The organism is Pseudomaricurvus alkylphenolicus, from assembly GCF_011683955.1.
Taxonomy (GTDB): domain Bacteria; phylum Pseudomonadota; class Gammaproteobacteria; order Pseudomonadales; family Cellvibrionaceae; genus Pseudomaricurvus; species Pseudomaricurvus alkylphenolicus.
In genome coordinates this window covers 358,682-383,179 of sequence record NZ_JAAQPI010000005.1, presented here as the reverse complement: position 1 = coordinate 383,179, position 24,498 = coordinate 358,682, and the positions used below count along the sequence as shown (strand labels likewise).

The window sequence follows — 24,498 nt, the reverse complement described above, 5'->3', positions numbered from 1 at the left end:
CCTACCAGGCCACGCTCACACCGGCGTTTCGCGAGAGAGCCCGGTCATAAACATAACGGGCGGCGTAGAGGTCTTGAGCCGTTACACCAAGGGAGTTGTACACAGTAATCTGTTGCCGGTCCTGACGGCCCGCAATATCGCCGTTGGCCAGCTGCCCCAGTTCACCAACGACATGTGTTTCTTTGATAAGCCCCTCCTGCACAGGGATCATCACATCTCCCCCTTCATTCCGCAGTGATTCCATCAGATCGGTATACACTGCCGACTTGGCAATCAGATCAGTATCTGCCTCGCGTTTGTCCAATGAATGGGCGCCTACCAGATTCACGTGACTTCCCGGTTGCACCCATTCACCTTTGAGAATCGGTTCGGCTGAGCCCGTCACGGTACAGATGATGTCACAGCCAGCAGCAGCTTGAGGATCATCAGTCGCGCGAATATTAAGTCCGGTTCGCTCAGCCTGCTCCGATGCCAACGCCTCAGCTTTGGACAGATCACGCCCCCAGATCAGTACTTCAGTCAGCGGCCGGACCGCACTCATCGCGTCGATATGGGTGACCGCCTGAACACCGGTCCCGAAAATGGCGCAGGTGGTCGCATCTTCACGAGCCAACAGCCGCGTCGCCAGGCCAGAGGCAGCAGCCGTGCGAATTCCCGTCACTTCAGCACCCTCGATAATCGCAACCGGCGCACCGGAATGGTGGTCAAACAAGGTCACAAACCCCTGAATGGCCGGCAGCCCCTTAGCGGGGTTTTGAGGGTGCAGACTCACCACCTTCGCACCATAGGTAGCAAGATCAGCTGAAGAGCCCGGCATCAGCGCAAAAAAGCCGCTGTTATCGATCAGGGGAGTGATCATTCGTGGGGGAATCGACACCGTGCCTGAGGACGCCGCAATCATTGCGGGCACCATGACGTCAATGCATTCGTCCATGGACAGTAACTCGCGAACTTGCGCAGCGTTAATGATAGTGAGTGACATAGTAGGTGCCTCGTATTTAACTAAATGAATTGGGTTATCGGTGAACCGCAAAAGGCTTATCGTTAATTGCCGGCGTTCTAGCGGTCATCAGGTCCGCCAGCAAACAGGCGGAGCCGGCAGCCTTGGTCCAGCCCAAATGACCGTGACCGCTATTGATATAAAGCCCTTTGACGCAGCTCTCCCCTATAAAGGGTTTGCCGTCACTGCTCATGGGGCGAAAATCGGTCCAGGGCTCGGCCTTATTGAGGTCAATCTGTGCAGCAATCCTTGGATAAAGTGCCTTTAACAGGTTAACCAGATTGTCGATACGTACCTGACTCAGGCGCTTATCAAAACCTGTGAACTCTGCGGTACCTACTGCCCGTAATTGATTGCCCAGAGGAGAAATGGCGGCGTGCATCGCATCGTCTATCACCGGAATGGTCGGCAGAGGGCCTGCGTCTTCTCCACAAAAGGTCACGCTATAGCCCTTGGCCGGTGCGATCGAAAGCGATATTCCAGTTCCCTTTAGCAATGCCGGGGTCTGGGTGCCCGCTGCTACGACGACGCAGTCTGCAATATACTCTTTCGATTGGGTACGAACACCGCGGATTCTACCCTTGGCGATCATCAGGCTCTCAACAGGGACGCCCGTATTAACCATAACTCCCTGATTTTGCAGATAACGTTTGAGCGCACGGCAAAACAAGTGGGCATCTCCACTTTCGTCGCCAGGGAAGTACAGTGCGCCGGTGATCTGGTCTCGAATGTCATGCAGCATGGGTTCGTATTCAAGAACTCCGTCTACATCCAGCTGGTGAAATCGAAGCCCGGCCGGATGCAGCGCTTTGGCCAGGGCCAGAGGCCCCTGAGCCGCCGACGGATTGCGAAAGATTTTCATGGAACCCGCCGCCGCGGCGTTGTAGTCAAGATCAAGCTGCTCACGCCAGGCGCGGGTTTGCCCTATCGAGTAGCTGGCCAGTGCATAATTTGACTGCACGGCGTGGGTGTGGCGGCGCGAAGTGGAATTGCGCAGGAACTTCAACCCCCAACAGAACAGTGTAGGAATCGCCTTAAGATGAAGCTTCATAGGCGAAGTGGGATCAAACAATGACGACGCCAGATGCCGGTGCACACCCGGTGAATTCCAAGGGTCCGACATGGACGCCGTCAGCATACCCCCGTTGGCGTAGCTGGCGCCCAGTCCAACCTCTTCGGCAGCATCCAGCACCTCCACCTCGCGGCCAAGGTCATGCAGGGCTTTGGCGGTACTCAATCCGAGCAGGCCAGCGCCAATAATCAGTGTTTTTTGCACGGGATTTATCTTCCTCAACGATCGACTCAAAGCCACAGGCTGACAGTGTGGTCGTATCCTAGCTTCTGGCGGGAATGGGCGGCTAGGAATATTCCGACAAAAACTTGCAAATAACAGACAGATATTTCAGAGTAGCAACACCACCGTTGGCACAGGCGATTATCTTGACGACCACTGACTCCACCAAGCTTCATGTAGGGTTTCTATTGCAGCCTCAGTTCACCCTGCTGTCGCTGAGCGGCATGATCGAGGCCCTGCGGATCGTCGCCGATGTCGGTGGACTCAGTAAACCAGTCCAATGCCGCTGGACACTCATGACGATTCTGCAGCATGAGTTGATGGTGGAGTCTGTCAATGGCCTTTCAGTGTGACTTCAAAGCTCATGGATTTCAGACGCAAATTCATTGAATCGGACAATCCTAAAGGCTGGAAATGTCATTGCCTGGCGGCAACCTGTTATGCAAGATAAGTGCATTTCGGCGATTTATAGCAGCAGTTGATTCATCGATGGCAGTATTAGATAAGTTTCAATATCAGGGCATTGATGCCATCCGGGTAGGTCGTTTCAATTTAGGCATCAACAGTTCATTCATTCTGTACCGACTGGGCAATACCCTGATTGACACCGGTCCGACCAACCAGTGGCGCTACGTTAAGCCCTTTGTCGAAGAGAAACCACTGCAGCAGTTGATTCTGACCCATCACCATGAAGACCACAGCGGAAATGCCGGCCGGATCAAAACCCTGACCAACATCACACCCCTGGCGCCGGAATTAACAGTACAGAAACTCAAGCGGGGTTTTCGGATTCCGATTACGCAGCGAATTCTATGGGGAGCAGCTGATCGAGTGGAGGCTGCTGTGATCCCGCAGGACCTGTGCCTGGCTGATGGTGAGCGTGTCGAAAGCATCTTTACACCGGGCCATGCCAAGGATATGACCTGCTATCTGTTACCGGAACGCGGCTGGCTATTCAGTGCAGACCTGTATATCGCCAACCATTTGAAGCTGCTTCGCGTCGACGAAGATATCGCCACCATTCTTGAGAGCACCAAACGTGTTCTGGCGCTGGAATTCGATACCATCATCTGCCCCCATCGCGGTATCGTTAAAGACGGCAAGCAACGGCTGCAGGAAAAGTATGATTACATCGTCAATCTGGCTGCAGAGGTCCAGCAATTGCATCAACAGGGATACAGCCAAAAAGCGATCACTTTGCAGTTACTGGGCAAAGAGAATCTGATGAGCAGACTGTCCGGTTATAACTTCAGCAAAATCAATCTTATACGCTCCTGCCAGAAGGTGGTGCTTTAACTCTGGAAATCGTCAAGTATTGGGCAGCGATTGTCGAAATTCCCGGGGTGTCTGCCCAAACTCCTGCTTAAAGCTGCGGCCAAACACGGTCGCTGATGCAAACCCGGATTGCTCTGCAATACGCTGAATCTGAAAATCGGTTGATTGCAGTAAACGCCGGGCAATATTGAGGCGCTGTTTGGTCAAGTAGTGAATGGGAGTGATGCCGGTAGTGGCGACAAAACGGCGGGAAAGTGTTCGAGAGGTCACATTGAACTCTGATGCCAGGCCTTCGAGCGAGATATCTTCCGTGTAATTCATGCGTATTTTGTCACGAACGGCATCGACCAGAGTATCGAGACTGGACGGTTCCAGAAACTCGGGAAGCGGTGCTTCCTTATCCCGAATGGCAAAATAATGGGAAGCAAATTCTGCGGCCCTATCCCCCAGAAACCGCTGAATCAACAATAGCGTCACATGAAACGTCGCCGGTGTCGTCGAGGTGGAAATAATATTGTCTGATTCAATGAGTTGCACTTGCGGCGTGATTTTGATGTTGGGATAACGCTGTTGGAAAATATTCACCGAGGCCCAGTGTATGGTCGCCTCCCGGCCATCGAGAAGACCGGCCTCTGCCAGATAGAACACACCGGTCACCAATCCCGCGACAATGCAGCCCTGCTGATGCTGCCGCCGTAACCAGGCCAACGCATTGTCGGATTCCCTCAGGTTATCCATCGACAGATTCCAGACAGAGGGAACGACTATCGCATCAAATCTTTCGTTAATGAACTCCGGAGCACCAAAATAGCGGGTATCGAGGGTGAGCCCTGAAAATCCAAGGGGTTTCTTTTCCGTCGTACTCAGCAGAGATACGTCAAAACCTCGATATTGCTTGCTTTGAAACGCTTTGGCATTCAGTGCCATACCGTGAAAGATCTCGACAGCACCCACCACAGTACCGCTCCAGAATTGATCTGGGATTAGATAGGCGATTTTAACCGCTCGCTGTTGTGTCAAGGCCATGGCTCTCCTGCTTGTCTTAAATGGTTGTATATTTGTCAATTATAGTCATTTTTAGTTGATTATACATTGATAAAGTACCCCTATACGGCTCTGGCAGATCAGGCTCAAACATCATCTCAGAGAGAGGACCCAACTATGGATCGACAGACTGAAATCCGGCTGATCAAGGAAGTGGTGGAACTTCATGAAAACGGAGACAAGCAATTTCACGATTCCACCGAGACCCATACCATTGATCGATATGTTTCAGAGGATTGGTTTAAGCGCGAGACCCAGCTGATTTTTCAACAAATGCCTGCTGCTATCGCGACGGCTAACGAAGTGCCTAATATCGGTGATTATGTTTCTTTGGACTGGATCAATGGTTTACCGCTGTTGATGGTACGGGACAAGGACGATCAGGTTCGGGTCTACGCCAATGTCTGCCGACACCGCAATGCACGTTTGGTGGCAACAGGCAGCAGCGGCTGTAAACGCCGCTTCAGCTGCCCCTACCATGCCTGGACCTACAGTTCTGAGGGCAAGCTTATAGCCGCACCGGAATTTGAAAGCGGTTTCTCCGACTTGAATAAAGACGAACTGAATTTGATTGAGTTTGATAGCCGCGTTATCAACGGAATGGTGTTTATACACCCCGATCCCGAACAAAAACTGCCGGATGATTTCTTGCACGAAGAAATGGCGCTCGGCTTTAAGTATCTGGATTTGGAAAATCAGCGGGTCTATGCACGTCGGGATTACGTGATTAAGGCTAACTGGAAAATTTTGGCGGAAGGCGGCATTGAGGCCTACCACTTTAATGTCGCGCATAAAGATACCCTGGCGCCCTTCTTTCTGGGCAATCTGTCCACCTGGGAAAGCTGGGGTCCCTACATGCGGATGATCCTGCCCAAAAAACCTCTATTGGAGGCGAGGGACCTGAATGAAGACCAGTGGGATATGCGTCAAATGGCCAATGTGATCTACAACCTGCCGCCCGGGATGCTGCTGCTCGCGCAGCCGGACAATATTTCTCTGATTAAAATGGTGCCCTTGGCGCCCGGTGAAACCCGTATTGAGGAAGTACTGCTGGTGAACCCGCCGAAGAACGGCAGCGATGACTGGTCAGAAGAAGAGCGCAAAATACATGAGAAAAACCACTATCTGGTCAATCATATTCTCACGGAAGACTGGGTGTTGGGCGAAACCATTCAGGCGAATATGGAAAGTGGCATCGTCAAGGAAATCCACTTCGGCCGCTTCGAATCTGCGCTGACAGAGTTTCACCGTCGCTATGAGGAAGACATGCGGCTTTAGACACGCTTTTGCAATATTGGGCAGGTCAATACATTATGTCTAGCCAGGCCTGAGAAAAAACGCGGCGATTTTGGATCCGATCAAATCGGGCTGAGCATCGCTCTGCCCCAGGCTTAATCGAGTGGTGGCCGAGTGCATGGCCGCTCCCATGATCATCAGGGCTGCTGCATCGGCGCCACCAGGCAGCAGCACGCTGCCTCGTTGCTCTAAAGATTCAAGCTGCTGCTCAAGCCGACGGCGGGGTGAATAAAACCCCTCGGCGCGGGGAGATGCCTGGGTCTTGGTCCCTGCCCCCATGTTCTGTGAACTAAGGGGCAGTACCATTTCAAAATAGGCGATTGCAGCGGCCAGCAGTTCCTTGAACCACACTTCCAAACTCTGGACCTCAGGTTCTTCAATAACTTGAATCAATGTTTGGTACTGTGGCATTGACTCCCGAATCAGCGCCTGCACCAAACCGGCTTTATCGCCAAAGTTATTAAACACACTGGCTTCTGTTACACCGGCGGCATCCGCAACCGCTCTCATGGTGAAAGCAAAGCTTCCCTGCGACTGCACCAGGGATTTGGCCGCTGACAGTATTTGTGTTCGCAACCTGGGTCTCGCCATTACTCTTGATCCCAGATAGCGACCAGTCCTTTAAAAGTCCCCACGTACAAAGTGCCGTCTGGACCAATGCTGATCGGTGCCCAATTATTATCGTAATTCATGCCCACTCCCGTGCGAATCTTAAAGGCGGTTTCTCCGCTTTGCGCATCCAGCGCCAACAGATACCAGGCGTTCTGGCCGTCGGCCTGAGGTTCAAACGTATAAAAATACAAGAGGCCGTTGCCCGACGATAGCTTTGGTACTACTGATGGTGACTTTTCCGCAGACGTCCAAACAGTGTCACAACCCGATTCGTCTTCCCGTACATCAATACGGCTGATTCCACCTGTGACAGCTCCCCAGTCCTCCTGTTGCATGGCGTTGCTGTAGCCGTGATTATTCTCCAGAAAAATGGAACGCCCCCAGGCTACCATGGAATTATCCGTCGCAGATGCGCCGGACTCAAATAAAGGCACCTTGCACACCAGGCGTTCACCCTCAAATTTCGGTGCGCGACGGTAAACCAACAGATTCATACGCTCGTCAGCATTATCCGTCACGGTGATATAGTCCTCACCCAACAAGGTCGGGGTCGTTCCAGAACCCTGATTAATCGAACCCACCTTTTTAGCACTGCCGCGATCATATTGCTCGCGCCAAATCACCCTGGGCAGACCTTCTGCGTCAGCTTTCATGGCATAGAGTGCATGATCCGAAACGATATAGACACCATCGTGTGCAACCGAAAAACCATTTTGAATCTCTTCTCCGGGCAACCGAATCATCTTGATACGGCCAGACTCTGGCTCCAAGGTACCGATACGTCCCCTGCGAGTCACCCACCAGATGTTGCCCTCCAGGTCCGGCATGACCGCTGTAGCAGGATCACACTCACCGGACGGAAACCAGTTATTCCAATTCATACAATCCTGGGGCACAAAGTCACCCCCCAATTGCCAACTGTCCGCCAGAAAAAACTCCCAACCGCCTTCGGCCGTTTGGCGATGTCCAACTCGCATTAACCGCTGCCGGCTATCCACCAACACCGCACGGTCCTCATCGTCCAAATAAAAGTAGGCACCGCCTGACGTATCCGTCATCACCACACTCTGGTCCCGCTTTACCAGCGCCTCAAACGTCGAAGGGCGCATCGACAATCGATAACGCGCCAATAGCTGTAGAGACCGGGGAGCCAGTAAATGCAGCTCAAAGCCCACCACAGACGCGCACAATGCCACCAGACGCCCGCCACGGTCGAAGGTCACCGTCGCACACTGCCCTCCAGGGTAAGGCGAACCAGTACGCGACTGAATCGCGGGATTATGACCGAGCGGACCACTGGCATGATGTACATCCGAGCTATAGCTGTCACCGTGCATTGTATTCAGACCCTGCGGAGCCATATGAGGATAATCAGGCACTTCACCCGCAAGTGGCCTGGCAACAGCCGGAGACCCAATAAACTCGGGGGCTTGTGCAGGTTCGCTTTCAATATTGCGGGCGACTTGTGAGAACTCGCAGCCTGCCAGAATCAGGGAGGCGGCGAGCATACAACAACGCTTAAAAGACATAGAGCTACCTTGGATAAGAAGTGGATCATGGTTTTTATAGTTAAACTATAAAAACAGATCGAGACACAGGCATGGTCCAAATTGATTAGAAGGGTTTTACCTGGAAATTAGAAGAACCGCGGTGTTAACGATGTCTGGGGAGGAGGCGTTTGCGCAGCTGTCGGGCGGCCATCTCTGCCGCCAATTGAGGTATGAAAGCGGCCGACCCAAGTCGGCCTATCCTACGGAGATCAATTCCCGATCTCATTCCCCAACCGAGTCAGCAAAGAAATGGTCTCATCACTGGCCCGCTCCATATTGGCCAGCGCGCCCACAGACCCCTCCAGATCGCCGGCTTTCAACAGATCCAGAGACTCCATACCATTTTTGTGGACACTTGCATGAGGTATCTCCAGCTGCGAGTAACTCGGCAGCCCCTTGTAGTTTGCTGCTCCCTCACCCTCATAATACCAGCGGCCCAAGCGACACTGACGGTGATCGGCCACCTCATTGTTACCACCCTCACGGTTCAGCCAACGCTGATAGACATCCTGCTTCCAGGCCATATGATCAATCTTCACCGTCTCGATAAAGCTCGCCATCGCTTCATTGGTAATGGTTTCGTGCATGGAGCGGGAAAAATCAATCAACTTATCCAACGAATCGTTGGTGACTTTGGCGCTTTCCAGCATGGTATCGCAGCTGCTCTGAGTCGAGGTGATACTCGAGTCCGCGTCTTGTGTCTTCTTATTGATATCCGCCACCAACTTGGCAATCTCGGCACTCGCCTCACCGGCACGCTTCGCCAGATTCCGTACCTCATCGGCCACCACCGCGAAGCCACGGCCCTGCTCGCCTGCACGGGCCGCCTCGATCGCCGCATTGAGGGCCAACAAATTCGTCTGCTCGGAAATATTGTCGATAATTCCCACAAACTGAGTAATCTCTTCCGTCGCACCGCGAAGCCCCGCCACCCCCTCGCGGGTCACCGTGATCTCGCCGCTGATATCACTCAGCCCGGCGATCAACGAACGCATATTACTCGTTGACTGATCGTAGATGGTGGCAGAATTTATGATATTGTCACGCTCATCCAACAGGTTATTCGCCATATCCGCAATACGCTCTCGGATATTATTTACCGGTTGCAGCCCTTTCACTGCTACCCGCATAACCCCGAGATCACTGGGCTGGCTGGATTGCTCCTGCAATTGTGCCTCAAGTTCGGCAATGCGCTGATTAGCGGCTTGCAGCTCGTCTTCCTGACGTTGACAGGTGCGCTCCAGCTGAACACGCTGGGCGTCGACTTCACGAAATTGTTTAGCCTTTACAAACATAGTTTTTGTTCTCTGGTTTCACTCACAATCCTCAGGGCCGGAGCGTATCTTACATGGCACCTGTCACAATCCTTTGTCAGTGGTTCCCCTTTGACTTATTTATTGTGTTTTCAATAGATCGGCCGGACCCAAAAGATCTGAAATCGAATTTTCGAATTCCTCGCTCCCTACGGACAACCCCCAATCCACGTGGGAGAGCGGCACGGCCACACCTTACCACAGTCTCTGGACACTCGTTAACTCGTTGGTTTGGCCCCCAAAACAGGTGAAAATCCCAGTCTGGTGGTTAATCGAACCGGCTCAAGGTTTTATATCGGGTTAAAGGTTGGCAATCAGACGGGCTCAAGATCCAGAGAAAGAATTTCCAGCAGGGTCGCCTCGTCGAATGGCTTGCTGACGAAGGCGTCGAAAGCAGCCGCTTCGTCTGTAGCTGTTTCAAGGAAATCCGGGGAGCCGACCCCCACCAGGCGCAAATTGACCGTGGCAGATGTGGAATTGAGAGCTTTGCTCAGCTCAATGACGTCTAATCCCGGGATGGGCAGATCCAGCATCAACACCGATGGATGCCGACGCTCAAATTCTCTGCCCGCATCAAAGAGCCCGCCCGCGACAGCAACCGAGGCCACCTCCGGGTGCTCACAAAGTAGGGTCTGTACCAGTCGGCTCAGCTGATCATCACCGGTGATCACCAGCAGATCCAATCCGCGTCTTTCCTCTGTTCTCTCCCGGCGGGCCTGCTCAAATGCACCTATATCCTCCGCCAGGAAACGGCGATGTCCGCCGGCCGTGGTCACGGCCGGCAAAAGCCCATTACTGGCCCACAGACGTACGGAGGCGGTCGATACCATGAGCCGGTCGGCAACCTGCTGTGGAGTGAGATACACCCGCTCGGATGAATTGTCCTTCACGCTCTTACCCTCACGCTCGCACTGTCGCATAAAGGACAGGGAGCGATGCCGTGTGTTTTTGCTACTGAGGCATTGTACTCAGGTCCCAAGTTGCGCTTTAAGCGCTTTTTCTGTTTTCGGGACTTTGATTGACACAGGTCAAAAGATGAATTATGCGCCAAGCATCATTTATGATGACTCGGGTTGATCATTAATGTGAAGGGGCAACGAAGTGGTATTGTGAATGCAGTGAAGAAATAGGGGTATGAGGGATTACATCTGCTGAAAGTCGCTGGCAAAGGTAGCGGCAAACTTATCAATCCACTCGTTAGCCGCCTCCTCTATGCTCAGCTCCCGCCCCTCAGCCGCCAATACGTCCAGCTTGTATTGCTCGATACGACAGACCTGTTCCACCATCCGGGCCCGAAACACCTCCTCCATGTTGCTGAAACTCACGCCAATTTCAAAGCGGTGATTGGTCTTCTCCCGACACCAGCTGACGATTCCGCTGCCGCGGTAGAGTGGCTTGTCTGAAGTAATTGCGATATCGATAGGCGTGCCCTCTGAGATGTAACCATCCGCTTCGCAACAAAGCCCACCAACACTAATATTGATCAACGGTGTATGGGGCAGTGCACTCTCCCGGGCAACATTGACCGCAATGGGAATATCAGTCTGATGGCGAAAATACTGGCGTTTATTGTCTGGCATAGCTACCTCCGCTAGACAGAATCGGATGCCTCATATTCTTTTAGCAATTGGAAAGCCAGCTGTCGACATAAGGCAGACGAAACCTTTCCTATCGGACAAAGATTTATGCAAAGATCCAGCTCTGATTGCTCCAGGTGACCCTTCAATTGCTGCCATATGGCGAGGATTTGTTCACAGGACCTTTGCTGCATTTTCCCGGTGTCCGCTTGCAACCGTTCGCTTAGTTGAGGACTGAAGACCACTCCCAGCCATCGAAGAAACTCCAGGTTGCGCTCGCTGCTTAGAGGGCAAAAGCTGATATAGAAGGTTTGGCTGATGGAACCCGCGCTCTGTAGATTTTCAAAAAATGCCCACAAGCCCTCAAATTCATAGATGATTTGGGTGGTAAAGAAATCCACATCGGAATGACATTTTTGCTTAACCCGACGAGCCTCATCCTTCCTGCTGGGGATACAAATGTTGCCAATTCGCAACTCCGGCAACAGCTCACGTGCGATTTGGTTGGCTTTGCAGACATCCGGCCCGGGATAACTCACATCATGGTGTTCACCCCCGACAAACACCACTTGACCGATACCAAATTCTTCCCGGGTCTGGCGCAGCCAATCCTTAAATTGTAATTCGGGCGTATGCACCACCACGTGGTTAACAATGCACTCAAGACCACAGGTTTCCCGGATATGACGGGCAAACTGCCTGGGCTCCATCCGATCTTCAAACCGGTTCTGGCGCACCGCCCCCTTGTCGTGACTGCTTTCCGGGTGAATTTCGGGAATATTGACGGCTTCCAGAGGCGACGCCGATGCCACCTCTTGGATATAAGCCAGCTTCTGTTCGAGTCCTGCGACGCCTTCATTACGGGTCGGTGGTACCATTTCGAGCAGAAGCTGGGGCATGGGGCGAGCACTCCATCAAGTCCTGACAGGTTTTCTGTTGTCCTATCAAAACCTTAGTCGATGATGCGAAGAGTTTCACATCGATCTGAGCTGCCGAAAACTCAGTTATTCTTCAGCTTGATCAGCTTGTCCGCCACTTTCGCCAGTTCAGGCTTATGCTCGCGGATTTCATCCAGACTCAAACCGTGCAGCTCGTGTGGGAATACCAGCCACTTGTCGGTCTCGTGTATATAGTAATCAGGTACCTGGCGCGCCTGATTGTTGCCGGGCTTGTAGTAAGGGGTCGCGATACGGATTTCCGGAGTGTTCTTCTTACAGGCCTCGCGCAGGTCCATAATCGTTTGCTCGATACTCAAGCCAGTATCGTGCACATCATCGACAATCAGCAGCGAATCTTCAGACTCCAGGCGTTTGATCAGATAAGTCAGGCCGTGAACCCGTACTCTCTTATCCCGCTCGCCAATACCGGTGTAGGACGAAGTGCGGATGGCGATATGATCAGACTCCACTCCCATTACATCCAGCACTTCCTGGACGGCGATGCCGACTGGAGCCCCACCACGCCATACACCGACGATATAGTTGGGCCTGAATCCACTTTCATAGACGCTCAGGGCCAGATTGAAGGAATCTTCCAGCAGTTGCTGGGAGCTGATAAACACCTTTTCCACACTTGTCTCCAGTTTTACAGTTCACAATTTTTGAGGCGCGAATAGTACCATTATCCCCCGCCGCTCTCGACCTGAATCGAGCAGTTTTTGTTCTACAGAAGTATTTGCTGTACGGCCGATCAGCCCAGGCTGATGAACAGCCCGGCCAGGGTGGCGCTCATGAGGTTGGACAATGTGCCGGCGGCTACTGCTTTGGGTCCCAATCTTGCGATATCGCTGCGCCGCTCAGGCGCCAGGCCACCCAGTCCCCCCAGCAAAATGGCGATGGATGAGAGATTGGCGAAGCCACACAGGGCAAAGGTGGCAATGATTTGGGCCTCCTTTGAAAGCCCTTCGCGCATATTGAGAAAATCCACATAGGCCACAAACTCGTTAAGGACCAGCTTCTGACCGATGAGACTGCCAATGTCCCGCGCATCCTCCCAGGGGACGCCCAGGACAAACGCCAGCGGCGATAACATGTAGCCGAACAATTGCTGCAAAGTAACGCCCTCGAAGCCAAACAGAGCGCAGATTCCACCGATCATACCGTTCAATAGTGCGATCAGAGCGATAAACGCAACCAGCATGGCACCAATGTTCATGGCCAGTTGCATACCGGTCAGGGCGCCGTTGGCGGCGGCGTGAATGACATTGGCCGGGGCCTCACCCTCATCAAACTCGGCGTGGCTCATATCGTCGCGGGGAGTGTCCACCTCAGGCTTGATGATTTTGGCCATTAACAACCCTCCCGGCGCGGCCATAAAACTGGCTGCAATCAGGTATTTCAGCTCTACCCCCATACTGGCATATCCGGCCATTACCGCCCCGGCGATGGAGGCCAGACCGCCGGACATTACCGCAAACAGCTCAGAGTCCGTCATCTGTTTGATGTAGGGCTTGACCACCAGCGGGGCTTCAGTTTGGCCGACAAAGATATTGGCGGTGGCCGACAGTGATTCCGCCTTACTGGTGCCCAGCGCTGTGCGGATCAGACCGCCGATAAAGCCGACGATTTTTTGCATTAAGCCCAAAAAATAGAGCACCGACATCAGTGCTGAGAGGAATACGATGATGGGCAACACCTTGACCGCAAAGATAAAACCCAATGAATCACCGGCTAGTTCACCAAACATAAAGGTTACGCCCACATCCGCGTAGTCAATCACGTGCTGGACGCCATTGGCCGCTCCGGCAAGGATGTCCTTTCCTACAGGCACATAAAGTACCAGCGCCGCCAGACTGGCCTGTATGGCAAAGGCACCAATCACGGTGCGCCAGTTGATAGCGCCGCGGTTTTCAGACAGGAGGAACGCAAGAGATAACAGGGCAAAAATGCCAATCAGACCAATCACAGCTGGGGTTACCCCTTTTATTCAAGTTAAACGTTTAAGCGAAGTTAACCATACTAAGTTTCAGTGTTATCGAGGTCAAGCCGGATGTCCATAGTTTAAGGGTGACTATCCCCAGCCGCTGCTATAATTTGCAGGCATAACCCTGGGACCGGCCAGAGAGACCTTAGTGATCAGCACTGACATTCAAGCTCGCCAGACACCTGCGCTGGCCATCATACTATTGGTTGCACTGGCGTATTTTCTGACCGGCAAGCTGGGACTGCTGCTGGCCATCCCCCCGGGCTTTGCCTCAGCGGTCTGGCCTCCATCCGGGATTGCGCTGGCGGCGGTGTTGCTCTGGGGGTACCGGGCAGTACCCGGTGTATTCCTCGGCTCAGCCCTGCTCAATACGATGCAAAGCCTGAGTGGCATTGAAATGCATCAATTGCTTCACAGCGCGCGAATTGCCTTGCCCATTGGCCTGGGCGCATCTCTCCAGGCCCTGTTGGGTACCTGGCTGGTAAGGCGCTACGTGGGCTTTCCCACCGCGTTTGTAGAAATCCGCGAAATTGCAGTGTTTTCGCTGCTGGGCGGCCCGGTCGCCTGCCTGGTTGGAGCCAGCGGCGGCAGTTTGAATCTCTATGGAGTTGGCCTGATCAGTCAAGAAACCCTGGGACTGAGCTGGATTACCTGGTGGGTGGGAGATGTTATAGGGGTATTGGTGTTCACGCCGCTTCTGTTGATCCTGTCCCAGAAACAACCGCAAGAGCTCTCCTCCCGTCGAATTCAGATTGCCCTGCCCCTGGCGTTTGTTTTCACCATTGCGGTCGCACTGTTCGCGTGGACGAGGGATTCCGCCCAGGAGCGTATCGGCGACGATTTTACCCGGCTGGCCTTGATTGAAACGCAAATTTTTGAACGTCAGTTGGGCTACGTGTTGTCCGGATTAAGTGCCGTAAAAGGTCTGTTTATCGCCAGCGAAGAGGTCACCGTTGATGAATTCGAACGCTTTTATCGGCAACTGAATCACAATTTTCCAGGCCTGGAAATCATCTCCTGGATTGAGCGGGTACCCCATGATCAACGCCGGGCATTTGAAGAAGAGCTCAGGCAAAACGGTGCACCACTCCCCTATATTCGAGAGCTGTTCCACGGGGAACTGGTGTCTGCGGCTCCACGCGATGAATATCTGGCGATTCGTTATAACTCAACCGGAGCAGGCTACAACAACCCCATCATTGGTTTTAACCCGGGAACCGAACCGCGTCGTGCAGCCGCTATCGAGCGCTCCCGACGTCTGGGTGCCATCTCCGCCAGCGCGCCCTTGACGCTGGCTCGAAACAGAGACCGTGAAAACGCTATTGTTGTATTTCAACCGGTTTTCTCTAGAGATCTCCCCAGCGTTGACAACGCGGAATCGAATGAACTCGCCGGATTGGTAGCGGGTCTATTTCATGTCGGCACGCTACTGGAGGAGAATCTGACGGAACAGATCCGCTCGGATCTGAATATTCTTGTTACGGATGTCACCGACAAAAACCACCCGGTGACCTTATATGGCAACCACAATCAACAACGCTCGGCATTTACCTGGCAGAAACCGTTGGATTTCGCCGGCCGCCAGTGGATCATTAAAATCACACCCACCGCTCGCTATCTGAAGGATCATCAGGACTGGAGCACCTGGTGGACTCTGATCGGTGCCATGTTATTCGTATGGGTTACCGGTGCATTATTGTTGCTCATTACCGGCCGGGAAATGCAGGTTCGACAGCAGGTAATTGAAAAAACCTCGCAATTGCGCAAGGCACTCTCCCAGGCTGAATCCGCCAACCACGCCAAAAGCCAATTCCTGGCCAGTATGTCTCACGAGCTTCGCACTCCGCTCAATTCCATTATTGGTTTTACGCGGCGCCTGATTCGCACCGCTAACGACGAACAACGTCGCGATACCAAGTTGATGGACTCGCTGGATATCATAAAACGTAACGGTGAGCAGTTGTTGGAGCTGATTAATGATGTTTTGGATGTTGCCAAAATTGAAGCTGGTGAAATGACGTTGAACCTGGAAAAAGTCAGCGTCTGCCATTTAATGCAGGAGCTATCTAACAAGGTCCGGCCGCTGGCATTGGACAAACATCTTATGATAGTCACGCAAACGCCCCAACCGGACATTCTGATTCAAGCTGACAGCCGCCGCCTACAGCAAATTTTGCTGAATTTGCTTTCCAACTCAATCAAATTCACGCCCGAAGGAAAGATCACACTGAGTGCCAAAGGTATGGACTATAAAGATCGCAGTGGAGTTTTATTTTCGGTGAAGGACACAGGAATCGGCATCAGTACAGATGACCAGAAGCGACTGTTCCAACGCTTCAGCCAAATCAGCAATACGGAAGTAAATACCATTGAGGGAACCGGACTGGGTCTGGTATTGGTGAAAGAGTTTTCCGAAATGCACGGCGGCTTTGTGCAGCTTGAAAGTGACATGGACCAGGGCAGCCAGTTTGACGTCTGGCTGCCACAGGATGCCCATTTAAATTAACGGGTACTGAGTTCTGTCAGTGTTCCGAAAATTCTTTTTCGTGCAACCAGGCCGCATGCTTTGGTGCTTTCTTGGTCACGGACCACTCCTCCAACATCGCCGGAGCCACGCGCTTGAGCTCTGCCATTTGCTCGGCGGTACCATCGCGGAAAGTCAGCTCCAGGCGATGACCATTGGGATCAAAGAAGTATATGGAGTGAATAATCTCATGATTGGTGACTCCCAACACCTCCACCCCTTTGGCCTCCAGTTCCTCCTTGGCGGCAATCAGCGCGTCACGATCCTTGAGTTCAAACGCAATGTGCTGGACCCATTCCGGTGTATTGGGATCTTTCCCCATTTCCGGTGAGTTGGGCAGCTCAAAGAAGGCCAGTATATTGCCGTTACCGGCATCGAGGAACAAATGCATATAAGGATCAGGCTCTTTGGTGGAAGGCACCTGATCTTCGGCAATGGCTACCAGAAACTCCATGTTGAGCTTGTCCTGGTACCACTCCACGGTTTCCTTGGCGTCATTGCAACGGTATGCGACGTGGTGAATCTGCTGTAGTTCGATCATGTTGATGTCCTCGATTGTTATGTATTCTACACATTTGGTAACATTTGTTACTAACTGCAGCCATAATAGTAACCGTTGTTACCAATGTCAAGTCGCGTTATACTGACCCAAATCAAAGAAAGTTAACTCCAGGTATAGTTCGTCGAAACTTATGGTCAAACCCCAACGCCCGTTGCATCTGCCGTCGTTCTTCCCCTACCAGCTATCCATCCTGCAGGGGCACGTCAGCGATATTGTCGGGCGCTACTACCGTCAGACCTATGGTATGACTCGAAATGCCTGGCGGGTCATGGCCGCCCTGGCGCTGCGGGGAGGCATGTCGGCCAAGGAAATAGGGCAATTTGTCCAATTGGAGAAGATGCCCATCAGTCGCGCCATCAAAGAACTGAAAGCGATGGAATTTGTGGCTCAAAAAACTGACCTCGAAGACCGTCGACTGATTCGCCTCGAGCTAACTGAAAAGGGCCTGGAGGCCTACGAAGACATTGTTCCTAATGTGTTGGAACAGCAGGAAGAAGTATTGCTGGGACTGAACGAGGAAGAAAGGGCGTCATTGATCAAGATGACAGACAAATTGCTCAAACACGTAAAGACTTTGCCCAATACGCTTTCTCTGGATTGACACAAGGACCACAGGGCCTTTATTTGCCCATTCGGTAACATTTGTTACCAAGTTTTAAAGCAGAAAACACAGAGCTGCCCCTAGGCGGCCATAACGTTAATAGCCAACAAAAAAGGTCTCGATCACCATGGTGAGTACAGCATCGATAGATCCCAAGGAACTCCAATACCTTAATGGTTTCGGCAATGAACACGAAACCGAGGCACTGGAGGGAGCACTACCCGTCGGCCAGTTCAGTCCGCAAAAGGTCAACTACGGCCTCTACGCTGAACAATTCAGCAGCACTGCCTTTACCGCGCCACGGCACCAGAACCGGCGCACCTGGACGTATCGCATTCGGCCATCGATTGCCATGGGCGATTTTGAAGCCATTGATCGCGGACTGCTGCGCACAGGTCCAATCACGGAAGTTCCTGCACCACCCAATGTGATGCGCTGGGATCCCCTGCCACTGCCCGGAGGCAATGTGGACTTTGTCGATGGACTCACCACGGTTGCCGCCAATGGCGACGCCGCCAGTCAGACCGGTATCGGTATCCATGTTTACACTGCCACCGCCAATATGGAAAAACGCTTTTTCTACAACGCCGACGGTGAAATGCTGTTTGTCCCCCAGCAGGGAACCCTGCTCGCATACACCGAAATGGGCATACTGCATGTCAAACCGGGCGAGATTATGGTGATCCCCCGCGGCGTCAAGTTCCGCATTGATCTGCCTGAAGGCAGTGCCCGCGGTTATATCTGCGAAAACTACGGTGCACCGCTGGAGCTGGCTGAACGCGGTCCCGTCGGCGCCAATGGCTATGCCAATGATCGCGACTTCCAGTACCCCACCGCCTGGTTTGAAGATGTGGAGGATAACTTCACCCTGATCGCAAAGTTTTCCGGCAATCTGTTTGCAGCAGCGCTGGGCCACTCTCCCCTGGACGTGGTTGCCTGGGTGGGTAATTCCGCACCCTACAAATACGATCTGGCCCGTTTTAACACCATGAACACAGTGAGCTACGACCACCCCGATCCGTCCATCTTTACCGTGCTGACCTCCCAATCCGAAACCGAGGGGACGGCCAATGTGGATTTTGTGATCTTCCCTCCACGCTGGATGGTGGCCGAAGGCACCTTCCGCCCGCCCTATTACCATCGCAATATCATGAGCGAGTTTATGGGCCTGATTCACGGCGTATACGACGCTAAAGAAGCCGGCTTCGAACCCGGTGGCATGAGCCTGCACAATTGCATGACACCTCACGGACCGGAAGCGGCGGTTTTCGAAGCGGCCTCCAACGCTGAGCTGGAGCCCCACCGCTACGAAGATACCCTGGCCTTTATGTTTGAATCCCGCTATGTCATTGCCCCAACGGAATTTGCACTCAATACCAATGCCCGTCAACAAAACTATCTAAAGTGCTGGGACGGACTGAAGAAATACTATAACGGCAGCAAAGACTAAACTGATACTTTCAACAACGCACAAGGTGACCAAAACCATGTTGAACCAAACACACGCTCCGGAGTTGACCAGCTGGGTTACCTCCGCCAATACCACCGATACCGACTTTCCGATTCAGAACCTGCCATTTGCTGCGTTTCGCCGCAGCGGTACAAACGAAGCTTTTCGCGGTGGCGTCGCCATCGGCGACCAGATTCTGGATCTCGCCGCGGCCGCCAAAAGCGGCGTTTATACGGATCTGGCCCAACAGGCGCTGGAGGCCTGCAGCGGTGAGGACCTGAACCCGTTTATGGATATGGGCAAACAAGCCTGGTCTTCGCTGCGCTTGGCGCTGTCCGAAACCCTGCGCGAAGGTGCTACCGCTCAGACTGCGCTGCAATCCTGTCTGGTTGCCCAGGCCGATGCCGAGTACAAACTGCCCTGCCAGATACGCGACTACACCGACTTCTACACTTCGGTTCACCACGCCACCGCAGTCGGCAAACTGTTCCGCCCCGACAATCCGCTGCTGCCCAACTACAAGTGGGTTCCGATCGGTTACCATGGCCGTGCTTCCAGCATCGATGTCTCTGGCCAGAATTTCCGTCGTCCCTGCGGCCAGACCAAAGCCCCCGACGCCACTGAGCCTTCGTTTGGTCCCTGTAAGCGCCTGGATTACGAAGTGGAAATGGGCATCTATGTCGGTAACGGTAACGAGCTGGGCGAGCCCATCAGCATTGAAAACGCTGAAGATCATGTCTTTGGCATGTGCCTGTTCAACGATTGGTCCGCACGGGATATTCAGGCGTGGGAATACCAGCCACTGGGGCCATTCCTGGCTAAGAACTTTGCTTCGACGGTGTCCCCCTGGATTGTTACCACCGAAGCGTTGGCGCCTTTCCGGGCTGCATTTGAAAGAGATGCCGCCGATCCACAACCCATGGAGTACCTGACCAGTGATGCCAACAGCGCCAATGGCCAGTTTGATATCTCCCTGGACTGCTTGATCAAGACTGAAGGTTCTGCAGAGGAAAATCATCTCTCCACCTCAAACTTCAAATACTCCTACTGGACAGTCGCGCAGATGGTGACACATCACACCATTAACGGCTGTAACCTGCAATCCGGTGACCTGCTGGGCAGTGGTACCCAGTCGGGCCCTGAGCACGAGGAAGCCGGCTCCTTGCTTGAGCTGACCCGCGGCGGCAAAGAAGCAATCACCCTGGCCAACGGCGAGACCCGCACCTTCGTCCAGGATGGTGACACCATAATCATGCGCGGCTTCTGTCAGCGCGACGGCGCCCGTCGTATTGGCTTTGGTGAAGTGGCCAGTACGGTTCTGCCTGCCAAATCGTAAGCGCGTTGGGAGCAATAGATATGGAACTCTTTACCTACTTTCGTTCCTCCGCCGCCTATCGCCTGCGCATCGCTCTCAATCTGAAAGGGTTGGATGCGCAGATGACAGCAGTTAACCTGCTCAAGGGAGAACACCGTTCGCCCGAATACTTGGCCATTAACAGCCAGGGGCTGGTACCCAGCTTTAAAACTGATGATGGCGAGGTACTGACCCAGTCACCGGCCATTTTGGAATGGCTGGAAGAAAACCATCCTCAAACACCGCTATTGCCGGTGGATTCTGTCGAGCGGGCCAAGGTGCGCAGCTGGTGCTATCAGATTGGCTGTGATATCCATCCCATCTGCAACCTGCGCGTGCTGAAGTACGTTGCCGGTGATCTTGGCGGTGGAGACGAGGGCAAAAAAGCCTGGCTGCATCACTGGATGGGTCTGGGGTTCGACGCCCTGGAAGCACAGCTGGGGGAAGGCCCATACTGCAACGGCGACCAGGTGACCCTGGCCGATGTTTACCTGATCCCTCAGGTATTCAATGCCTTGAGATTCGAGGTGGATATGACCCCCTACCCGAAGATCATGGCGGCCTATGAAGCCTGCAACCAGCTGGACGCTTTCCAAAAGGCGGCTCCGGCCAACCAGGTGGACGCTCAATAGGCTCCATATACCGCGCTCCCGGCTGATTCCCCACTATACTGAATAGTATCTGGACAGTCGGAGCACCCCAGGCATGGTGTGGCGCGGTCTTTTACTCACTCTCAAAATCCTGCTATGCACGGTCGCCACCGTCAGCACACAGGCTCAGGATAAAACACCCTCCCGCATTTGGGTCCTGGATATCAAGGGCGCCATTGGCCCCGCCGCAGCTGACTATATCCAACGGGGTTTAAACGACGCCATTAGCGCTGACGCACACCTGCTGGTCCTGCGAATGGACACCCCGGGTGGCCTCGACAAATCCATGCGGCAGATTATTCAGACCATACTCAACTCCAGTATCCCCGTTGCCACCTACGTCGCTCCCGAAGGCGCCCGTGCTGCCAGCGCCGGTACTTATATACTCTACGCCAGCCACATCGCCGCCATGTCGCCGGCCACCAACCTGGGGGCCGCCACACCGGTTCAAATAGGCGCTCCTAAAATGCCGACACTGCCGGATGAACAGGACAAGCAAGAGCAACAAGAACAGCCGACTCAACCCGCCACAGCCATGGAGCGCAAAATACTCAACGACGCTGTTGCTTACATTCAGGGTCTGGCGGAACTGCGAGGGCGTAACAAAGACTGGGCCGTAGACGCGGTACGCAACGCCGCCAGTCTACCCGCCAGCGAAGCGCTGGAACAAAACGTGATAGACATAGTCGCGACTGACCTGCAGGCATTACTGCAACAAATGGACGGTCGAGAAGTTAAGGTGGGCGCCAATACCGTCCTCCTGCAAACTGCCAGCACAGCCATAACCCACTACGCGCCTGATTGGCGCAACGAATTCCTGTCTGTCATCACCGATCCAAACGTTGCCTATGTACTGATGCTGCTGGGCATCTACGGTTTGATTTTTGAATTTTCAAATCCCGGTATGGGCGTGCCTGGTATTGTGGGCGCCGTGTGCATTTTATTGGCCCTCTACGCCTTCCAGGTATTACCGGTCAGTTACGCCGGACTGGGTTTGATTATCCTCGGTATCGCCCTGATGGTAGCGGAAGCGTTTGCCCCCAGTTTCGGTGCGCTTGGACTCGGCGGCATAGTCGCGTTTGTGATCGGTTCCATCATCCTGATGGACACCCGTTTACCCGCCTACCAAATCGCCCTGCCGGTCATACTCGCTGTTTCGGTATTCAGCGGCCTGTTACTCGTCGTGGTACTGGGTATGCTGGCACGCTCGCGACAACAAGTCACCGTCAGCGGGGTTTCCGCATTGGAAGGAATCCAGACTATGGTCGAATGCCTGCACGGAGAAGATCCAATGGTCAGGCTCGAAGGCGAACTCTGGCAAATCAGCTGCGACCAACCCCTGCAACCCGGCGACCGCGTCACCATCGTTGAAGCCGAAGGCGTATTCCTGAAAGCCCGCAAGGAGACTCCACCATGATCGGTGAACTACTTTATTTTTACGTCACCCTGGCGCTGATGGGTGTGCTGCTGTTGATGTCCATGTTCCGCATCCTGCGCGAATACGAGCGGGGTGTAATCTTTTTGCTGGGGCGCTTTTATAAAGTCAAAGGTCCCGGACTCATCATTGTCATACCCGTATTGCAACAAATGGTGCGGGTCGACCTACGCACCGTGGTGATGGATGTTCCCACCCAGGACGTAATCTCCCGTGACAATGTCTCTGTCAAAGTCAACGCCGTGGTGTACTTTCGGGTCCTGGATCCACAACGGGCGATCATCCAGGTGGAAAACTATCTGGAAGCTACCAGTCAGCTCTCACAGACCACTCTGCGCTCCGTGTTGGGACAACACGAACTGGATGAAATGTTAGCAGAACGGGAAACGCTTAACGCCGACATTCAGGACAGTCTCGACAAACAAACCGACGCCTGGGGCATCAAGGTTTCCAACGTTGAAATCAAACACGTGGATCTCGACGAAAGCATGATTCGTGCGATTGCCAAACAAGCTGAGGCAGAACGCGAACGCCGCGCTAAAGTCATTCATTCACAGGGCGAATTCGAAGCGGCGGAAAAACTCCTTCACGCCGCCACCACACTGTCCGAACAACCACAGGCACTGCAACTGCGTTACCTCCAGACCCTGACTGAAATTGCCGGCGACAAAAGTTCCACCATTGTGTTTCCGTTACCGATGGATCTGATGGAAGCCTGGCAGGCGCAGAAGAATCGCCCACCGCAGACTTAGGTTACTCTTCAACGGCAACCTCTTGTTTCTTCTCAGGCCACGGATCCCGCTTGGTACCCTTGGTGATGATGGTTCCATTAACCTTCTGCTGGATTTCAGCGGCCTTTTTCCGCGGCACATAGAATTGCTGATACCAACGACGCAGCTGACCAAAGGGACCATCACCCATCACTTTAAGATGCTGGAAAGTCGGCCGCTTATGAGCCCAGATTTCATAATCCTGCATCAATGACAGGCGGCTCTGCTCCTGATACTCCCTGGCCATTGCAACGCCCTGCTCAGGATTCTCAGGATCAGCTGATTTAACTAACAATGCATGCCAGGCACGAATTCTGCCGTCGTCAATCGGCGTATGAGTAATCTGAATAATAGAGGGGTGATCTCCGTCCATCCGTGAACGCAAAATCGCAGGGCCCGTGTACCAGGTGTACGTCAACAAGGCTTGCTCAGCGAGCGTACGATGCCCCGCGGCGAAATCCTGTACAACCACGTGATCCTTAAAGACATTCTCGAAGTACTCCGCCTCCGCACTGCCATGGATTGGCGTGAAATGCGCCTTATCCACCATATTGTCGACGATCTCAATGGGATGAGTATCCATCTCACCCAGGTGATCAACTTCCCACCGCACCCAGGCCGGGTCGTCCCACTCATCCAAAGCAGGCAGATCATAGTCCGGATCACCTCCCTCCGGGTCATGCCACATAAATACACAACCACCCAACTCCTGTACCGGCCAGGATTTCACACAAGCCTTCTTGGGAATAGGTGAAGGAGAATAGGGAATCTCCTCACATTGACCTTCGGGCGAAAACTTCCAGCCATGGTAAGGACAACGGATCGAATCTCCTTGAATCCGCTCACCATCAAGCACCACATAGGACGTGGAGTTCTTGGCAAAATGCGCACCCATGTGAGGGCAATAGGCATCAATTACCACCACCCGGCCGCTCTCGCCGCGATAGATCACCATATCCTGCCCAAAGTAACGAATCGCCTGAGGGGTCTGTTCCACCTCCTTGGAGACGGCGATCATAAACCAGCCTCGAGGAAAGGTATATTCGCCGAATTGATAGTCTGCAGTGCGTGCCATGGTAGTTTCCGTATTGCAATAATGGGTGAATGGACCTCTTGACAAGGATACTATCCCCCCCGGCTCGATAACGTCCTAGTCCATTCGGTCTAAGACAAACGCCCTGGAGCATCTACGAACTAAGTATTTGATCTCAATCAATTTTTCTTCCCTGCCACCGGCCAGGTTCAGAAACAATGACTCCCACTTGTTAA

At 53.3% G+C, this 24,498-nt stretch carries 23 protein-coding genes and 1 pseudogene; 10 read left to right on the top strand and 14 right to left on the bottom strand.

Annotated features, from left to right (window positions below; genetic code table 11):
* Position 1: 1 nt before the first annotated feature.
* Together HBA55_RS15755 and HBA55_RS15750 are read right to left on the bottom strand one after the other, a co-directional pair.
* Positions 2 to 982, bottom strand: a complete 981-nt coding sequence (locus HBA55_RS15755) for an ornithine cyclodeaminase family protein (protein WP_166993385.1) — start codon at positions 980 to 982, stop codon at positions 2 to 4.
* A 34-nt stretch (positions 983 to 1,016) separates the two neighbouring features.
* Positions 1,017 to 2,276: an FAD-dependent oxidoreductase gene (locus tag HBA55_RS15750; protein WP_166993383.1), complete on the bottom strand. Its 1,260-nt coding sequence runs from the start codon at positions 2,274 to 2,276 to the stop codon at positions 1,017 to 1,019.
* A 164-nt stretch (positions 2,277 to 2,440) separates the two neighbouring features.
* Here HBA55_RS15750 and HBA55_RS15745 point away from each other — a divergent pair, with 164 nt between their 5' ends.
* Together HBA55_RS15745 and HBA55_RS15740 are read left to right on the top strand one after the other, a co-directional pair.
* Positions 2,441 to 2,647 carry a type 1 glutamine amidotransferase family protein gene (locus HBA55_RS15745; RefSeq protein ID WP_166993382.1) on the top strand — a complete coding sequence of 69 codons (207 nt, stop codon included), beginning with the start codon at positions 2,441 to 2,443 and terminating at the stop codon, positions 2,645 to 2,647.
* Between the two features lie 136 nt (positions 2,648 to 2,783).
* The gene (locus HBA55_RS15740) at positions 2,784 to 3,590 is read left to right on the top strand and encodes an MBL fold metallo-hydrolase (protein WP_166993380.1); all 807 of its coding nucleotides are present in this window, start codon (positions 2,784 to 2,786) and stop codon (positions 3,588 to 3,590) included.
* A gap of 12 nt (positions 3,591 to 3,602) precedes the next feature.
* On the opposite strand, the gene HBA55_RS15735 is transcribed toward HBA55_RS15740, so the two are convergent.
* Complete coding sequence (locus HBA55_RS15735; RefSeq protein ID WP_166993378.1) at positions 3,603 to 4,595, bottom strand: GlxA family transcriptional regulator; 993 nt, start codon at positions 4,593 to 4,595, stop codon at positions 3,603 to 3,605.
* A 135-nt stretch (positions 4,596 to 4,730) separates the two neighbouring features.
* Here HBA55_RS15735 and HBA55_RS15730 point away from each other — a divergent pair, with 135 nt between their 5' ends.
* Positions 4,731 to 5,891 carry an aromatic ring-hydroxylating oxygenase subunit alpha gene (locus HBA55_RS15730; RefSeq protein ID WP_166993376.1) on the top strand — a complete coding sequence of 387 codons (1,161 nt, stop codon included), beginning with the start codon at positions 4,731 to 4,733 and terminating at the stop codon, positions 5,889 to 5,891.
* A gap of 39 nt (positions 5,892 to 5,930) precedes the next feature.
* Here the strand turns inward: HBA55_RS15730 and HBA55_RS15725 are convergent, their stop codons facing one another.
* From HBA55_RS15725 to HBA55_RS15690, 9 genes and pseudogenes are all read right to left on the bottom strand, one after another.
* Positions 5,931 to 6,500, bottom strand: coding sequence for a TetR/AcrR family transcriptional regulator (locus tag HBA55_RS15725; protein WP_166993374.1), 570 nt, complete (start codon positions 6,498 to 6,500; stop codon positions 5,931 to 5,933).
* Positions 6,500 to 8,050 (bottom strand): PQQ-binding-like beta-propeller repeat protein, encoded by a 1,551-nt coding sequence (locus HBA55_RS15720; RefSeq protein WP_166993372.1) that lies wholly within the window; start codon positions 8,048 to 8,050, stop codon positions 6,500 to 6,502. Before HBA55_RS15720 ends, HBA55_RS15725 begins: the two co-directional genes overlap by 1 nt.
* A 230-nt stretch (positions 8,051 to 8,280) precedes the next feature.
* The gene (locus HBA55_RS38200) at positions 8,281 to 8,595 is read right to left on the bottom strand and encodes a CZB domain-containing protein (protein WP_420821503.1); all 315 of its coding nucleotides are present in this window, start codon (positions 8,593 to 8,595) and stop codon (positions 8,281 to 8,283) included.
* A gap of 87 nt (positions 8,596 to 8,682) precedes the next feature.
* Positions 8,683 to 8,952 (bottom strand): annotated as a pseudogene (locus HBA55_RS38195) (methyl-accepting chemotaxis protein); the annotation flags it as partial.
* 746 nt (positions 8,953 to 9,698) lie between these two features.
* Positions 9,699 to 10,274, bottom strand: coding sequence for a helix-turn-helix domain-containing protein (locus tag HBA55_RS15710; protein WP_166993368.1), 576 nt, complete (start codon positions 10,272 to 10,274; stop codon positions 9,699 to 9,701).
* Between the two features lie 252 nt (positions 10,275 to 10,526).
* On the bottom strand, positions 10,527 to 10,964 hold the full coding sequence (locus HBA55_RS15705; RefSeq protein ID WP_166993366.1) for a PilZ domain-containing protein: 438 nt from the start codon (positions 10,962 to 10,964) through the stop codon (positions 10,527 to 10,529).
* Between the two features lie 11 nt (positions 10,965 to 10,975).
* Positions 10,976 to 11,860, bottom strand: a complete 885-nt coding sequence (locus HBA55_RS15700; protein ID WP_166993364.1) for a methylenetetrahydrofolate reductase — start codon at positions 11,858 to 11,860, stop codon at positions 10,976 to 10,978.
* A 101-nt stretch (positions 11,861 to 11,961) separates the two neighbouring features.
* Positions 11,962 to 12,531 (bottom strand): phosphoribosyltransferase family protein, encoded by a 570-nt coding sequence (locus tag HBA55_RS15695; RefSeq protein ID WP_166993362.1) that lies wholly within the window; start codon positions 12,529 to 12,531, stop codon positions 11,962 to 11,964.
* A 119-nt stretch (positions 12,532 to 12,650) separates the two neighbouring features.
* Positions 12,651 to 13,865, bottom strand: coding sequence for a NupC/NupG family nucleoside CNT transporter (locus HBA55_RS15690; RefSeq protein WP_338109417.1), 1,215 nt, complete (start codon positions 13,863 to 13,865; stop codon positions 12,651 to 12,653).
* A gap of 166 nt (positions 13,866 to 14,031) precedes the next feature.
* Between HBA55_RS15690 and HBA55_RS15685 the strand changes: the two genes are divergently transcribed.
* Positions 14,032 to 16,389 (top strand): CHASE domain-containing protein, encoded by a 2,358-nt coding sequence (locus HBA55_RS15685; protein ID WP_166993360.1) that lies wholly within the window; start codon positions 14,032 to 14,034, stop codon positions 16,387 to 16,389.
* A gap of 16 nt (positions 16,390 to 16,405) precedes the next feature.
* On the opposite strand, the gene HBA55_RS15680 is transcribed toward HBA55_RS15685, so the two are convergent.
* A complete protein-coding gene (locus tag HBA55_RS15680; protein WP_166993358.1) occupies positions 16,406 to 16,948 on the bottom strand; it encodes a VOC family protein in 543 nt (180 codons plus the stop codon).
* 151 nt (positions 16,949 to 17,099) lie between these two features.
* On the opposite strand from HBA55_RS15680, the gene HBA55_RS15675 reads away from it, so the two are divergent.
* The 6 genes from HBA55_RS15675 to HBA55_RS15650 all read left to right on the top strand — a co-directional run bounded on the left by HBA55_RS15675 (position 17,100) and on the right by HBA55_RS15650 (position 23,211).
* On the top strand, positions 17,100 to 17,570 hold the full coding sequence (locus HBA55_RS15675; protein ID WP_166993356.1) for a MarR family winged helix-turn-helix transcriptional regulator: 471 nt from the start codon (positions 17,100 to 17,102) through the stop codon (positions 17,568 to 17,570).
* Between the two features lie 127 nt (positions 17,571 to 17,697).
* Positions 17,698 to 19,020, top strand: a complete 1,323-nt coding sequence (gene hmgA / locus HBA55_RS15670; RefSeq protein ID WP_166993353.1) for a homogentisate 1,2-dioxygenase — start codon at positions 17,698 to 17,700, stop codon at positions 19,018 to 19,020.
* Positions 19,021 to 19,057: 37 nt separating this feature from the next.
* Positions 19,058 to 20,356, top strand: a complete 1,299-nt coding sequence (gene fahA / locus HBA55_RS15665; RefSeq protein WP_166993351.1) for a fumarylacetoacetase — start codon at positions 19,058 to 19,060, stop codon at positions 20,354 to 20,356.
* 20 nt (positions 20,357 to 20,376) lie between these two features.
* The gene (gene maiA / locus HBA55_RS15660) at positions 20,377 to 21,006 is read left to right on the top strand and encodes a maleylacetoacetate isomerase (RefSeq protein WP_166993348.1); all 630 of its coding nucleotides are present in this window, start codon (positions 20,377 to 20,379) and stop codon (positions 21,004 to 21,006) included.
* A 73-nt stretch (positions 21,007 to 21,079) separates the two neighbouring features.
* Positions 21,080 to 22,441 carry an NfeD family protein gene (locus HBA55_RS15655; protein ID WP_166993345.1) on the top strand — a complete coding sequence of 454 codons (1,362 nt, stop codon included), beginning with the start codon at positions 21,080 to 21,082 and terminating at the stop codon, positions 22,439 to 22,441.
* Positions 22,438 to 23,211 (top strand): slipin family protein, encoded by a 774-nt coding sequence (locus HBA55_RS15650; protein ID WP_166993343.1) that lies wholly within the window; start codon positions 22,438 to 22,440, stop codon positions 23,209 to 23,211. The genes HBA55_RS15655 and HBA55_RS15650 overlap by 4 nt, the downstream gene beginning before the upstream one ends.
* A gap of 1 nt (position 23,212) precedes the next feature.
* Here HBA55_RS15650 and HBA55_RS15645 read toward each other — a convergent pair whose 3' ends face one another.
* Positions 23,213 to 24,304, bottom strand: a complete 1,092-nt coding sequence (locus HBA55_RS15645) for an aromatic ring-hydroxylating dioxygenase subunit alpha (RefSeq protein ID WP_166993340.1) — start codon at positions 24,302 to 24,304, stop codon at positions 23,213 to 23,215.
* Positions 24,305 to 24,498 lie beyond the last annotated feature (194 nt).

Bases quoted from the DNA above. Each gene is read 5' to 3' on its own strand.
- HBA55_RS15755 (WP_166993385.1), bottom strand. From the start codon at position 982: ATGTCACTCACTATCATTAACGCTGCGCAAGTTCGCGAGTTACTGTCC.
- HBA55_RS15740 (WP_166993380.1), top strand. From the start codon at position 2,784: ATGGCAGTATTAGATAAGTTTCAATATCAGGGCATTGATGCCATCCGG.
- HBA55_RS15735 (WP_166993378.1), bottom strand. From the start codon at position 4,595: ATGGCCTTGACACAACAGCGAGCGGTTAAAATCGCCTATCTAATCCCA.
- HBA55_RS15730 (WP_166993376.1), top strand. From the start codon at position 4,731: ATGGATCGACAGACTGAAATCCGGCTGATCAAGGAAGTGGTGGAACTT.
- HBA55_RS15725 (WP_166993374.1), bottom strand. From the start codon at position 6,500: ATGGCGAGACCCAGGTTGCGAACACAAATACTGTCAGCGGCCAAATCC.
- HBA55_RS15720 (WP_166993372.1), bottom strand. From the start codon at position 8,050: ATGTCTTTTAAGCGTTGTTGTATGCTCGCCGCCTCCCTGATTCTGGCA.
- HBA55_RS38200 (WP_420821503.1), bottom strand. From the start codon at position 8,595: ATGGCCTGGAAGCAGGATGTCTATCAGCGTTGGCTGAACCGTGAGGGT.
- HBA55_RS15705 (WP_166993366.1), bottom strand. From the start codon at position 10,964: ATGCCAGACAATAAACGCCAGTATTTTCGCCATCAGACTGATATTCCC.
- HBA55_RS15700 (WP_166993364.1), bottom strand. From the start codon at position 11,860: ATGCCCCAGCTTCTGCTCGAAATGGTACCACCGACCCGTAATGAAGGC.
- HBA55_RS15680 (WP_166993358.1), bottom strand. From the start codon at position 16,948: ATGATCGAACTACAGCAGATTCACCACGTCGCATACCGTTGCAATGAC.
- HBA55_RS15675 (WP_166993356.1), top strand. From the start codon at position 17,100: ATGGTCAAACCCCAACGCCCGTTGCATCTGCCGTCGTTCTTCCCCTAC.
- hmgA (WP_166993353.1), top strand. From the start codon at position 17,698: ATGGTGAGTACAGCATCGATAGATCCCAAGGAACTCCAATACCTTAAT.
- fahA (WP_166993351.1), top strand. From the start codon at position 19,058: ATGTTGAACCAAACACACGCTCCGGAGTTGACCAGCTGGGTTACCTCC.
- maiA (WP_166993348.1), top strand. From the start codon at position 20,377: ATGGAACTCTTTACCTACTTTCGTTCCTCCGCCGCCTATCGCCTGCGC.
- HBA55_RS15655 (WP_166993345.1), top strand. From the start codon at position 21,080: ATGGTGTGGCGCGGTCTTTTACTCACTCTCAAAATCCTGCTATGCACG.
- HBA55_RS15650 (WP_166993343.1), top strand. From the start codon at position 22,438: ATGATCGGTGAACTACTTTATTTTTACGTCACCCTGGCGCTGATGGGT.
- HBA55_RS15645 (WP_166993340.1), bottom strand. From the start codon at position 24,304: ATGGCACGCACTGCAGACTATCAATTCGGCGAATATACCTTTCCTCGA.